12 protein-coding genes and 1 tRNA gene are annotated in these 11,870 nt (G+C 55.1%); 5 read left to right on the forward strand and 8 right to left on the reverse strand.

Annotation, left to right across the window (positions count from 1 at the left end; genetic code table 11):
* The first annotated feature begins 210 nt into the window (after nucleotides 1–210).
* Nucleotides 211–1,197: a hypothetical protein gene (locus tag SPI6313_RS19685; RefSeq protein ID WP_072622526.1), complete on the forward strand. Its 987-nt coding sequence runs from the start codon at nucleotides 211–213 to the stop codon at nucleotides 1,195–1,197.
* Between the two features lie 68 nt (nucleotides 1,198–1,265).
* On the opposite strand, the gene SPI6313_RS19690 is transcribed toward SPI6313_RS19685, so the two are convergent.
* From SPI6313_RS19690 to glnA, 4 genes are all read right to left on the reverse strand, one after another.
* Nucleotides 1,266–1,967, reverse strand: coding sequence for a DevA family ABC transporter ATP-binding protein (locus tag SPI6313_RS19690; protein WP_072622527.1), 702 nt, complete (start codon nucleotides 1,965–1,967; stop codon nucleotides 1,266–1,268).
* A 35-nt stretch (nucleotides 1,968–2,002) separates the two neighbouring features.
* Nucleotides 2,003–3,151 (reverse strand): ABC transporter permease DevC, encoded by a 1,149-nt coding sequence (gene devC / locus SPI6313_RS19695; RefSeq protein ID WP_072622528.1) that lies wholly within the window; start codon nucleotides 3,149–3,151, stop codon nucleotides 2,003–2,005.
* Entirely contained in the window at nucleotides 3,148–4,359 is a 1,212-nt protein-coding gene (locus SPI6313_RS19700) for an efflux RND transporter periplasmic adaptor subunit (protein ID WP_139276704.1), read from the reverse strand. The genes devC and SPI6313_RS19700 overlap by 4 nt, the downstream gene beginning before the upstream one ends.
* Nucleotides 4,360–4,508: 149 nt before the next feature.
* Nucleotides 4,509–5,933: a type I glutamate--ammonia ligase gene (gene glnA, locus SPI6313_RS19705; RefSeq protein ID WP_072622529.1), complete on the reverse strand. Its 1,425-nt coding sequence runs from the start codon at nucleotides 5,931–5,933 to the stop codon at nucleotides 4,509–4,511.
* A 377-nt stretch (nucleotides 5,934–6,310) separates the two neighbouring features.
* Between glnA and apcB the strand changes: the two genes are divergently transcribed.
* The 3 genes from apcB (at nucleotide 6,311) to SPI6313_RS19720 (ending at nucleotide 8,749) form a co-directional block, all read left to right on the forward strand.
* The gene (gene apcB / locus SPI6313_RS19710; RefSeq protein WP_072622530.1) at nucleotides 6,311–6,820 is read left to right on the forward strand and encodes an allophycocyanin subunit beta; all 510 of its coding nucleotides are present in this window, start codon (nucleotides 6,311–6,313) and stop codon (nucleotides 6,818–6,820) included.
* A gap of 70 nt (nucleotides 6,821–6,890) precedes the next feature.
* A complete protein-coding gene (locus SPI6313_RS19715; protein ID WP_217650679.1) occupies nucleotides 6,891–7,826 on the forward strand; it encodes an ATP adenylyltransferase family protein in 936 nt (311 codons plus the stop codon).
* Between the two features lie 242 nt (nucleotides 7,827–8,068).
* The gene (locus SPI6313_RS19720; protein WP_072622531.1) at nucleotides 8,069–8,749 is read left to right on the forward strand and encodes a PHP domain-containing protein; all 681 of its coding nucleotides are present in this window, start codon (nucleotides 8,069–8,071) and stop codon (nucleotides 8,747–8,749) included.
* Here the strand turns inward: SPI6313_RS19720 and SPI6313_RS19725 are convergent.
* On the reverse strand, nucleotides 8,719–9,300 hold the full coding sequence (locus SPI6313_RS19725; RefSeq protein WP_072622532.1) for a metal-binding protein: 582 nt from the start codon (nucleotides 9,298–9,300) through the stop codon (nucleotides 8,719–8,721). The two genes, SPI6313_RS19720 and SPI6313_RS19725, sit on opposite strands and share 31 nt — an antisense overlap.
* Nucleotides 9,301–9,343: 43 nt before the next feature.
* Between SPI6313_RS19725 and SPI6313_RS19730 the strand changes: the two genes are divergently transcribed.
* Nucleotides 9,344–9,416, forward strand: a tRNA-Val gene (locus SPI6313_RS19730).
* Nucleotides 9,417–9,444: 28 nt separating this feature from the next.
* Here SPI6313_RS19730 and hpsP read toward each other — a convergent pair.
* From hpsP to SPI6313_RS19745, 3 genes are all read right to left on the reverse strand, one after another.
* Nucleotides 9,445–10,623: a hormogonium polysaccharide biosynthesis glycosyltransferase HpsP gene (gene hpsP / locus SPI6313_RS19735; protein ID WP_072622533.1), complete on the reverse strand. Its 1,179-nt coding sequence runs from the start codon at nucleotides 10,621–10,623 to the stop codon at nucleotides 9,445–9,447.
* Nucleotides 10,624–10,648: 25 nt separating this feature from the next.
* Nucleotides 10,649–11,233, reverse strand: a complete 585-nt coding sequence (locus SPI6313_RS19740; protein WP_072622534.1) for a phycobiliprotein lyase — start codon at nucleotides 11,231–11,233, stop codon at nucleotides 10,649–10,651.
* Nucleotides 11,234–11,302: 69 nt separating this feature from the next.
* A complete protein-coding gene (locus SPI6313_RS19745; protein ID WP_072622535.1) occupies nucleotides 11,303–11,860 on the reverse strand; it encodes a phycobiliprotein lyase in 558 nt (185 codons plus the stop codon).
* Between the last annotated feature and the right edge of the window lie 10 nt (nucleotides 11,861–11,870).

Below are 11,870 nucleotides of genomic sequence, written 5' to 3' on the forward strand. Positions count from 1 at the left end.
AGGGTGCTGTTATAGTTGTAATAACAAAGAACACTTGGACTCAAACCTGTGTTGTGGAATCCATTGACGTGCAATGGGGGTAGCGCAAGCAACACAACCTTCATGATCACAGCCTGAGACTGGAAGCGATCTAGTCCTTGATTCTGTGCATCCTCCAACAATCTCGGTTTCCGAAATCCTTGCCATTCTTGTGCTGAAGTGGAAAAGACTATGTTTTCGCAACTGCTCCCAATTCAACCCGTCCTTGCTCAAGAGGCAGCGCCACCACCCGCCGCCCCTGCCGCTCCTGTTCCCCCCGCAGCGGAAGGGGGTGGCTTACCGATCCTGTGGATCGCCATTACGCTGGTTCTCTGCGGAGCCTTAGCCGGTGGAGCCGCTTACACGAAGTTCAAAATTTACGACAAGTTGCAAAAAGACCTCAAGTTTGAGCGGTATAAATCACAGGATTTACAAAAGCGACTGAAATTAGCCCTCAAGACCATCCAGAAAATGGAGGCAAACCCCGACCTCATCCACTCGCGGGAATTCAACCTGGATTATTTGCGGTTGCGGATGGATGAAGAGGTTTTCCACTATGCCATTGTGAACCAAATTAAGATTCGCGTGAAGCAGTTAATTAGTGTCGCCTTGCGTCCGAGCACCGCGAACCATCAAGTGGGGGTGGCGGCTACGGGGGGGCGGCAAGTGGATGAAATGTTTGATGTCACCTACGAAACTGAAACCCGAGGCAAGCGCACCAAGCGGGTTCTATTTCGTACCCAAATTAAACTCACTAAACTCCCCACCCAGTCCACATCGACAACGATCAACCAAATTATTGACTGTATTGAGAAGTTTCTCAGCCCCAACGAAGATCACGACACTTGGCAGCCGACGATTCAAGGGCGGGTGGTGTTGATGGATTGGGATCAAAAGGCTAAACCCACGCCGTTACTGGTGCTTGAACAGTCTGGTGAAGGGGTGAACGTGAGTTTCCGCACCAATCCTAATCGTCGAGCGGGAGGGGCTGGGGAAGAAGAGGACGGGATGGATATGGCGGTGGCTCCGAAGCCAAAATCTCCAGGGAGAACGCGCGATCGCAAACCTCCCGCTCCCCCCAACGGCGCGAAAGCTCGTCCCCGTGCAGCCGGTGGCAAAACGCCCCCCCGCCCCCCCTCTGCTGCTCGTCGCCGATCGTCATCAACAAAACCGCATTAATCCTGCATCTGGATTCCATCATTGCATAATGCAGAATCCTGGTGATGGGGGGCGATCGCTGCTAGCCATTAGCTCGAAACGAGGGTCGCTGAGGGATGGATTTCTGTCAGACGGCCATCTTCGAGGTGAACGAGGCGATCGGCCACATCAAGGATGCGGTTGTCGTGGGTGACGATCAGACTGGCGCAGCCCTGTTCTTTGGAGAGTTGTTGAATCAGTTCGACGACGGCGCGACCGGATTTACTGTCGAGGGCGGCGGTGGGTTCGTCGGCGAGGATCATTTTGGGGTGGCTGACGAGGGCGCGGGCGATCGCAACCCGTTGTTTTTGGCCGCCGGACATTTGGGCGGGGTAATAGTCGATGTGGTCTGCCAAGCCCACAGCGGTAAGCATTTGTTCAGAGCGTTGTTTCGCCACGGCTGATCGCAACGGTTGAAGTTCGGCGGACATTTGCACATTTTGCCGGGCGGTGAGGGAATGCAGCAGGTTATGGCCTTGGAAAATATAGCCAATATTGCGCCGAATATTGACGAGCTTCGCCTTGGGGGCGTTGACTAATTCTTGACCCAAAACCTGGAGGCTGCCGGTTTGGCACGATCGCAACGCCCCCATTAGGGTGAGGAGCGTAGTTTTCCCTGACCCAGATGGGCCTTTGAGTAACACCACTTCCCCGGCGTTGAGGGTGAGGGTGATGTCAAAGAGGATTTGTTTGCGGAGTTCGCCGCTGCCGTAGTAGTGGTTGAGGTCGTGAATGGCAACAATTGCAGACATCAGCGTTTTAGGGGGAATAACGTTGCGAAAGGGGGTTAAAAAATATCGGCAGGGTCGGCGGCGCTGAGTTTGCGGACGGCGATCGCGCCCGACCCCATACACATCACTACGGTCAAAAACAAGACGGTGAGGGCCTTACTAGCGGTCATCGCCATCGGTAAGCTGGTTCCCTGGGCTGTGAGGACGTAGAGCAGGCTGGAAATCCCCAGGCCCGGCGCATAGCCGATCAACGCGAGGATGATCGCCTGTTGAAACACCACCGTCAGCAGGTAGCGATCGCCATAGCCCATCGCCTTCAGCGTTGCATATTCCGGCAGATGATCCGCCACATCAGAATAGAGAATTTGATAGACAATCACCACCCCGACAATAAACCCCATCCCTGCCCCCAGGGTGAAGATAAACCCGATCGCTGTCCCCGTCTCCCAATAGTCTTTCTCAAAGGCAATAAATTCTGCGCGGGACAACACCAACACATCTTCCGGAAGGTGTTGTTTTAAGCGACGGATCACCGCCTCCGGATTCGCCGTCTCGGCTAACTCAATCACCCCAATTTCAATCTGGCCCGCGTCCCGATTGGTAAAAATATTGAGGAAGGTCGTTTCACTCGCAATCACATTGCCATCCGCCCCAAAGGAGGCCCCAAGATCAAACAAGCCCACCACCGTCAGACGTTTTTCATTGGCTTCGGTCGTGACGCTTTCTGCGGTGGCAAAGAGGTCGGGAATCGGGCCAAACTCCGGGCGAGAGAGGCGATCGAACAGCACCGCATCTTCCCGCTGGATCTGGTGTTTCGCGTCGGCCAGTCCCGGTAAATCTAGAAAATCATCCATGGGGTTGATGCCCAACACCATAATGCCCCGCGTTGCCTTAGTTTCAGGGTTTTTCCAGAGGGCAAAATCAATGTACAGGGGGTAAATCGCCTCCACTCCGGCTACCCCGGCACTTTGGTACAAACGACGATTGGAAAAGGAATCCATGGCGATCAGGGCGGTGCTTTCCGGGCTGAGGAGAAAAACATCGCCTTGGATGCGGCGATGGAGCACCACCGCACTTTCAAAGAGGGCATCTCGAAACCCAAACTGCATGAACATCAGGAGATTGGCAAAACCAATGCCCGCCATCGCAATCAGGAGCCGCATCCGCTCATGGGTGAGTTGGAGCCAAGCGAGGGGGATCTTCATGGCGCGGATTGATCAATTTCAACAAGGACTTTGGCGTTGGTGAGTCCGGCGACGGTGCGGCTATCGGCGGGATCGAGGCGAATTTCGACTTCGACGACGCGCACATCGATGTCGGCTTGGGGGTCGGTGTCGAGGACATCTTTTTTGCCGACTTGGAGGCCGATTTGGGAGACACGACCTTGTAATTCATCGGTGAAGGCGTTGTTTTCGCTGGTGATGCGGGCGGTTTGGTCGAGGGCGATGTTGGCGATGTCGCTTTCGTAGATTTCGGCGATGACCACCATTTGATCGGTGCGGCCAATGTCGAGGATTCCTGATCCACTGTCGATCGCTTCTCCCGGATAGACATTAATTTGCAGCACTTGACCGATGATGGGCGATCGCACCACCCCCAATTCTAAATCCGTAATCGCCTGCCGGACGACCGCTTGCGCTTGATCCACACGGGCGCGGGCTTGGTTCAAATCCACCGGGCGAATTTCGGCGATGCGATCGCGATCGGCTTGGGCCTCTTGAATTTGTCGCTCCAGGGTTGCATCGGTTTCCTGGGCTTGGGCTTCTGCCTCCCGCAAGGCTTTTTCCATCGTGGTCAGGGTCAACTGTCGCTGATCGCGCTCCGATGCTGACACCACCCCATCATCAAATAGCTGTTGATAGCGATTGTATTCCGTGCGGGCGTGATTCACTTCAGCTTGGCGGCGTTCGAGGATGGCTTGATTCGTCACTTCCTCCCCCTGACGCTGGGCCTGCAAACGCTCGATCCGCGCTGTGGCCGCCCGAATTTCCCCCACCTGCGCCCCGGCTGCCACCCGCGCTAGCTCGGATTCCGCCACTTTGACATCCTGCCGGGCTTTATCAAGGGCAGCTTGGAGGCGATCGTAGTTGTCAAGCTGGGCCACCACTTGATTCGCGATCACCGTCTGACCTTCTTCGACCAAGAGCCGCTCAACCTTGGCTCCCCCTAGGGCCGGTGGGGGCGATAGTTGAATCACTTCCCCCAGGGGTTCAATCCGACCGAGGGCGGTGATGGATTCGAGGGGGGCGATCGCTGCTTCTTCCCCCGCTCCCGCCTCGGTGTCCGGTTGACGCAGCAATTGGAGGCCATAAAACACAGTCAAGCCCAGGGTCAACAATCCCAGCAAAACCAAGCTGATTAGACCGTTGCGCCCCTTCAGACGCTTCACCCATTGTTCAACATTCACAAACACAGCTTTTGATCATCCATGGCGTTTCCCTTGCCTATTGTATCCAGATGCGATCCCCAGCGGGGATCTGGGGTGGGGCCTCACAAACGAAGAGCGATCGCTTCAGTGAAGCGATCGCTCTGCTCATCCCACAACCCTAGGCTGCGCCCGTTCTACGCATCGTAATAGAGCGCAAACTCATAGGGATGGGGCCGCAAGCGCATCGGGTTGATCTCCGTATCGATCTTGTAGGCGATCCAGTTTTCGATGAACTCCGGCGTAAAGACCCCCGTGCCCGTCAAAAACTCATGATCATTCTTCAAGCATTCCAACGCCTCTTCCAACGACCCCGGCGTACTCGGAATCTTGCTCAACTCCTCAGGGCTGAGATCATAAATATCCACATCCAAGGGAGAACCCGGATCAATTTGATTCTTGATCCCATCAATCCCCGCCAGCAGCATCGCCGCAAACGCCGTATAGGGGTTCGCCGTCGCATCGGGACAGCGGAACTCTAACCGTTTCGCCTTCGGACTCGGCCCAGACAGAGGAATTCGCACCGAAGCCGAACGATTCCCCTGGGAATAAGCCAAGTTCACCGGCGCTTCAAACCCAGGCACCAACCGCTTATAGGAGTTGATCGACGGGTTCGTAAATGCCAACAAAGCAGGCGCGTGCTTCAGAATCCCCCCGATGTACCACAGCGCCGTTTGGCTGAGGTTGGCATAGCCATCGGCACTAAAGAAGGTCGGCTCACCATTTTTCCAGATCGACTGGTGGGTGTGCATCCCAGAACCATTGTCATTAAACAGCGGCTTCGGCATAAACGTCGCCGTCTTGCCGTATTTCTTCGCCACATTTTTGACCACATACTTATAGGTCATCAGGTCATCCGCTGCTTGGATCAGCGTATTGAACCGAATGCCCAATTCGTTTTGTCCACCGGTCGCCACTTCATGGTGATGCTTCTCGATGGGAACCCCACAGGCTTTCATCGTCAGCAACATTTCGGTGCGGATATCCTGCTGAGTATCCGTCGGGCCAACGGGGAAATAGCCTTGTTTGTAACCGGGCTTATGTCCTAAGTTCCCTCCCGCTTCGATGCGGCCGGAGTTCCAACGACCCTCGACGCTATCAACGTGGTAGTAACCTTCATGTTCATTTTGGTCGAAACGCACATCATCGAAGAGGAAAAATTCCGCTTCAGGGCCAAAAAATGCTGTGTCTCCGATCCCGGTTGAACTGAGGTAGTCAACGGCTTTCATGGCGATGCTGCGGGGATCACGGGAGTACCATTCTCCCGTGCGCGGCTCCTTGATGCTGCAAATCATGCTCAAGGTTTTTTCTTTGTAGAACGGATCAATCCAGGCGGTTTTCGGGTCGGGAACCATGGACATATCCGATTCGTTAATCGCTTTCCAGCCGCGAATACTGGAGCCATCGAACGCCACACCATCGACAAAGGAATCTTCGTCGATTTGGTTTTGATAGAACGAGCAATGCTGCCACGTTCCGGGCAAGTCAATGAACTTGAGGTCAATGATCTGGATGTCTTCATCCTTGATCATCTGCAATACGTCTTGAGGGGTCTCTGGCATAGGGATAATCCTTCCTTCAGGAGTTTCAGCCGGTATTAAATCATCGAGAGTTATCCTAGAAAGCACGTCGATTGACTTTTGTATCAAAAATTACGGAATTTCATGGGATTCCCCGAAGTCATCCTAAAGCTTTGGCTATGGGCTGTAACTGATTCACCAACGCAATATACGTTGACAGTCTGTAATATTTTGCAAAGGTTGGGGGCAATATGTTACGAAACGTATCAATTGTGAGTCAATTTGGCGATCTTCTTAAATTCAACGACTCAGAGCGGTCTTCCCTATGGGATGATGGGGCGTTAGATTAGTGCCAGATTCCGAGCCTGTGATCGGCTACCTTTACCAAAAAAAATTTAGTGATTGGGAGCGCAGTTTAAATGAGAGATGCAGTCACCAGCTTAATCAGAAACTATGATGTCAGCGGCCGGTACTTTGATCGGGATGCGATGGATCGGTTGCAGTCCTATTTCGCCTCTGGGACGGATCGGATTGCTGTGGCGACGATGATTACGGCCAATGCGGCGGCGATCGTGAAGGCGGCGGGGGCACAATTGTTTGAGACCGTGCCTGAATTATTACGTCCGGGCGGTAATGCCTATACCACTCGTCGGTATTCTGCTTGCCTGCGGGATATGGATTATTACTTGCGGTATGCCAGCTATGCGTTGGTGGCAGATGATACCAATGTTCTTGATGAACGGGTGTTGCAGGGCTTGCGAGAAACCTATAACTCGTTGGGTGTGCCCATTGGCCCGACGGTGATGGGGATTCAAATCATGAAGGATGTGGTGAAAGAGTTGGCCACGGAAGCCGGGATTGTGGATGTGAGCTTTATCGATGCGCCGTTTGATCATTTGGCGCGTGATTTTAGTGAGCAGGATCTCTAGTGCGATGATTTAAGCGCCGTCACCGGATCGTCGCCCTAGGAACCGGAAGGGTTTTGGTCTTCGGGGGGCGATGGTGATGGGGCAGGGGCGATCGCTTTCTCCAGAGGGCGATCGCATTTTTTATGGCAATGACAGGAGCGGGGAAATGAGCGGCTTGAACCTCTGGCAATCGTTAGTGAGTTGTAGCACCAATGCCCTAAAAAGTGGGGCGTTACAACCCATCAGTACCCATCATGAGTTTTTGACGGCGGCGGGGCTGACGTTTTTGGTCCATGTGTCGGATAATTTGCAGCGCAAGACGGCTCTTGATACGTTGCTGCGATCGCGTGCTCCCGATTTCAATCCGTTTTTGCCCTACGAGGAGGCGCTCTTTGTGGCGGATCTCTCGCCGACCCACCTCTGCTTGTTGAATAAATTCAATGTGGTGGAGCACCATAGCTTGATTGTGACGCGGGCCTTTGAGGCGCAGGAAACCTGGTTGACGGTGGCGGATTTTGCGGCGATCGCTCACGCCCTCTCGGAAATAGAGGGGTTGGCCTTTTATAACGGGGGTCGCGATGCCGGGGCCAGTCAACGCCATAAACACCTTCAGCTCGTGCCCTATCCGCTTTTGCCGCCGGGGTACGACCTGCCCCTAGAGGCGGCGATCGCCGCCATGCCCGACCCCCACGCCCCGAATCCAATTCCCGCCTTCCGCTTTCGCCACGCCTTCGCCTCCCTCACGCGCACCATGACCCCGGCCGATCTTCATCGCTGTTATGGCGAATTACTGAGCACCGCTGGTCTTCACTATCAGGGCCAACAACAGACGGCCCCCTATAATTTTCTGATGACCCGCGCTTGGATGGTGATTGTGCCGCGATCGCGCGATCGTTATCAAGGCATTTCCGTTAATTCCCTTGGGTTTGCAGGCACGCTCTTTGTCGCCACCCCCGAACAACGCGCCACCTTAACCACCCTTGGCCCCCTCTCCCTCCTGGAACAGGTCGCGATTCCCCTGCCATAACCTCAGCATTCCCACTCAGTTTTTCCCCAACCTGTGGAAAACCCGATCGGGTTTTCCACAGGTTTTCCACATTGGGAACAATTGCTCTCTATTATCAATCCTGTCATGAAATCCAATCACATCAGTCTGTAATCAACATTAGATTTTGCTAAAGTGATAAGGAATGTAATAAAATTAAACCTTTTTGCAAAACTGCATCACAGGTGACTGAGTGGCATTTTTCGTAGCGGATGGACTTCTGTATGACACAGGCCTTAACATTGACAACCACGGCACAGGACACCCAGACCCTGAAGCAAGTGTGGCAGACTCTCGACGCTGAAAGCTGTCCCCATCACTACAACTTCCACCTGCACAGCCAGAGTTCCGACGGGCAACTGATTCCCGAAAGCATTATTGACCAAGCCCTCCGCATTGGCCTGAACGGCATGGCGTTGACGGATCATCACACCGTTGAGGGATATTATCGTGCTCAACAGTGGCTAGATGCCCAGGTTCCAGACTGTCGGCTTCATCTGTGGACGGGGGTTGAAATCACTGCCCGCATCCATGACACTGATGTTCATATTTTGGGCTACGGCTTCAATCCTGAACATCCGGCACTTCAATCGTATTTACAGGGCGAGGCCCCACGGGGCACAGCCGCCGAAGCGGCCTTTGTGATCGCGGCGATCCATGCAGCGGGGGGGTTAGCGGTATTGGCTCACCCCGAACGGTATCGTCGTTCGGCTCAGGAATTGATCCCGATGGTGGCCCAGTGGGGCATTGATGGTGTGGAAGCCTATTACAACTACCGGCGCACCAACCCTTGGCAGGCCAGCCCCAAGGAAACAGAGCGGGTGAAAGCCTTGGGCGATCGCTTCAACCTTTTCCAAACCTGCGGCACGGATACTCACGGTTTAGATTTGCTGCTGCGTTTGTAGGTGCTTTTGCGCGATCGCGGGGTGCTGGGGGTGCTTTTCGGACGTTGGCGGCGTTGCCATCGTTTATAGGCGGAACCCGTCCAATCTGCGAGGCTGTGGCTCATCGCCCCCAACTCTAAGCCGATAAACAGCGCCACACCGCCGAGGGCATGGGTTTGGGCGAAGGCTTGGCTCTGCTGCCAGGCTTGCCCCCAATCCCACGGCAGGTCAAAGAGGAGATGAGCGATCGCACCTCCCACCCCCACCCCAGCCCCCACAATCACCAAGAGATACACCACCCGAATCGCAGTGCCAATCAGAAACCCGTGGGAGTAACGGGAACGATGGCGCATTTTCTTTTGGTAGGGAAGCCAAATCCCCCGCAACAGCCCCCACCGCTTAAACTGCACCGAATGAATATCCAAATCGGGGCCGAACATCAGACCACTAAAGAGATACCCGCTAGCGAGTAGCAGCGTGATCTTCGCGTTGCGGGTCGCCAACATCGACAGGCCGACGATAACGGGCAAACTCCAGAGGGTGATGCGATCGTGGGTGCGGCCAGAGGGCATGTTGGATCTTGGTAAATTTTATGATAGTGTTATACATCGTATCGGACGGTTAGCTCAGTTGGTAGAGCTCCTGCCTTACAAGCAGGCTGTCACTGGTTCGAGTCCAGTACCGTCCACTTTTGAGAACTCCGATCAAAACCCGACCTAGGATGAGGTGGGGATGATGGTGCGATAGGCGGCGATCATTTGGGTGGCGATCGCATCCCAACTATAATCCTGCTGCACTAATTGCAAGGCATTGCGACCCCGGCGGGCCTGTTCGGTGCGATCGCTCAAGGCGGTGCGCAGGGAATCCGTGAGCGCCTCCACCTCCGGGCGCGTCACCCAGCCCGCCTCGGCCCGCTCCACGGCGGGCCAGAGGTCTACCCCATTGGACACCACAACGGACGTACCCACCGCCATCGCCTCCGCCACCGCAATCCCAAAATTTTCATAGTAGGACGGCAACACAAACAGATCCGCATCCTGGAGTAAAGCTGTTTTTTCAATGCCTTGGACAAAGCCTGCGATCGTGGTCTGGGGCAGGATGCCCGCTGCTGCGATTCGCTGCCGTAGTTCCTGTTCATAGCCGGGATCTTGGCTATTGGAACCCGCGAGGACGAAGTGAAACGGCACACCTTCGGCCTGGAGTCGCGCCAGAGCGGTGACTAATAATTCAATCCCTTTTTTGCGATCAAGGCGGGACATATAGACCAGAAGGGGCAGATCCGGAGCGATGTGCCAGTGCGATCGCGCCCGCCCCCGTTCCGGCAAGTCCGGCAGCGTCACCCCCAAGGGAATCACCCAATCTTGGGTCTTCACCCCGTAGCGATGGGAGGTTTTCGCCTCGGTGGTACTGGTGAAATGCACCGCCGCCGCCCCGGCTAAATTGGGCCGCTCAATCCCATAGCCATAGAGAGCTTTGAGCCAGCGTTTTTTTTGGAGATCTTGGGGGTCGAGGGTTCCCAAGGGTCGCAAAATATAGGGGCAGCCTTGCCAGCGGAGAATCGTCGCAGCGGCACTGCTGACCGGGGAAAAAAGAGCGTGAACATGGGCGAGATCATACTGATGGGCGTGGTGGTACAGCCATTGCAGCAGATCCCAGGAAAATTTGTAACGGCGAAAAGGGGCGCAGCGAAAATAGCGCACGGTGTAGCCATCTTCCGCTACGGGTTGATTGATGGGCACATCAAGGGGCGCTTGACCCACATCGCCATTGGCATCGGTGGTCAGAATCTCCACTTCAACCCCCTGCCGACTCAGGGCCGCCGATAGCCCCCGCACCATCTGACTCGGCCCCCCATACACCAGGGAAATGGAAGGGACAATGTGCAGAACTTTCATAGCAGGTGGGGGGTAGGCGTGGGGATTACCAGCCGGAGAGGGCAGGTAGGGGAGCGATCGCGGTGTTGGATTCCGGCGGCGGCACAGGTTCAGCGGTGCGGGCTTCAGCGCAGAAGGTGGCGGTGTTGAAGCCACCAAAGCGTTTCACAGTGCTGGTGCGGAGGCGGAGGTCAGGGGTGGCGAACCAAAAGCGTTCGATGACGCTCATGGTTTCGTATTCGGTGATCAGGTTGAGGGCATCATCGTCGTCCATTTCAAAGCGGCCGGCGACGGGGACGATTTCGGCGTAGCCCCGTTCGCGGAGGAGTTTGCCGTTGCGGGGGTTGTCGGGGTCGGGGATGAGGGCGAAAACGGTTTCGCCTTTGTGGTCTTCGCCTTCTTTATCCCAGGCCATGGCTCCGTTCCAGGTGACGAAGGAGCCGCCGACGCTTTGGGCGGGGTCTTCGTTGTGCATTTTACAGATTTCGATGATGCGGGGATCATCGGCGGGGAGGGTTTCGACGGTGATCATTGACCCACCGTTTTCAGCGCGGCGAAAGGGCAGGTGATGGGTGGTGCGTTGCGATCGCCACTGTCCTGCACTCTGCCGAAAAAATTCCATTGCATCCATAGTTTTTGCTGAATTGACTCCATCAATAAAGGGTGAACCAAGGCTAAATCCTGGCGATTCTGTTTCCCATTATGCCGTTTTCTGTTCCACGCCAAACCCAACGAGGCGCATTTCCGTCAGGGGTTCGCCTGCCGGGGGGCGGGTGTAGTTGAAAATGCGGCGGATGCGCAGGGTGGGGTTAATCAGGATAATGGAATCAACGGAGACGACGTGGGTGTATTGGGTGGTCATCAACAGTTCGCGGCTGCTGGTGTCGAAGCGAAAGTGAGAAACGATCGGGCGGGATTCTTCGTAGGCGCGATCGCGCAAATAATCCCCACTCAGATAAATACCCTCGGTTTGGGTGGGCACAAAAAGAATATTCAGGGTTTGGGAGACGCGATCGCCCTGCTCCGACACCGTTTGAAAAGACAGACTAAACCCTTCGAGTGTGGCTAGATCCGGCGGCGACTCGTAGGCATTATCGGTCAACACCTGTTGTTTCAGCTCTGGGGTGAGGCGGGCAATCTGAAAATCCGTGTGCGATCGCTCCACCTCCTGCCGCGTCAGGTAATGATAGGTACGCTCCGTACTCCAATCCCCCACGCAATGCTCAAAAAACTGATGAAAACTCCCGTAATCCACCATCCTGCTCCCT

Source organism: Spirulina major PCC 6313 (assembly GCF_001890765.1).
Classification (GTDB): domain Bacteria; phylum Cyanobacteriota; class Cyanobacteriia; order Cyanobacteriales; family Spirulinaceae; genus Spirulina; species Spirulina major.

Excerpts from the sequence above, each read along its gene's own strand:
- hpsP (WP_072622533.1), bottom strand. The coding sequence starts at position 10,623 with ATGAAAGTTCTGCACATTGTCCCTTCCATTTCCCTGGTGTATGGGGGG.
- SPI6313_RS19690 (WP_072622527.1), bottom strand. The coding sequence starts at position 1,967 with ATGTCTGCAATTGTTGCCATTCACGACCTCAACCACTACTACGGCAGC.
- SPI6313_RS19725 (WP_072622532.1), bottom strand. The coding sequence starts at position 9,300 with ATGCCCTCTGGCCGCACCCACGATCGCATCACCCTCTGGAGTTTGCCC.
- devC (WP_072622528.1), bottom strand. The coding sequence starts at position 3,151 with ATGAAGATCCCCCTCGCTTGGCTCCAACTCACCCATGAGCGGATGCGG.
- SPI6313_RS19720 (WP_072622531.1), top strand. The coding sequence starts at position 8,069 with ATGACACAGGCCTTAACATTGACAACCACGGCACAGGACACCCAGACC.
- SPI6313_RS19745 (WP_072622535.1), bottom strand. The coding sequence starts at position 11,860 with ATGGTGGATTACGGGAGTTTTCATCAGTTTTTTGAGCATTGCGTGGGG.
- SPI6313_RS19715 (WP_217650679.1), top strand. The coding sequence starts at position 6,891 with ATGGTGATGGGGCAGGGGCGATCGCTTTCTCCAGAGGGCGATCGCATT.
- SPI6313_RS19685 (WP_072622526.1), top strand. The coding sequence starts at position 211 with ATGTTTTCGCAACTGCTCCCAATTCAACCCGTCCTTGCTCAAGAGGCA.
- SPI6313_RS19740 (WP_072622534.1), bottom strand. The coding sequence starts at position 11,233 with ATGGATGCAATGGAATTTTTTCGGCAGAGTGCAGGACAGTGGCGATCG.
- glnA (WP_072622529.1), bottom strand. The coding sequence starts at position 5,933 with ATGCCAGAGACCCCTCAAGACGTATTGCAGATGATCAAGGATGAAGAC.
- apcB (WP_072622530.1), top strand. The coding sequence starts at position 6,311 with ATGAGAGATGCAGTCACCAGCTTAATCAGAAACTATGATGTCAGCGGC.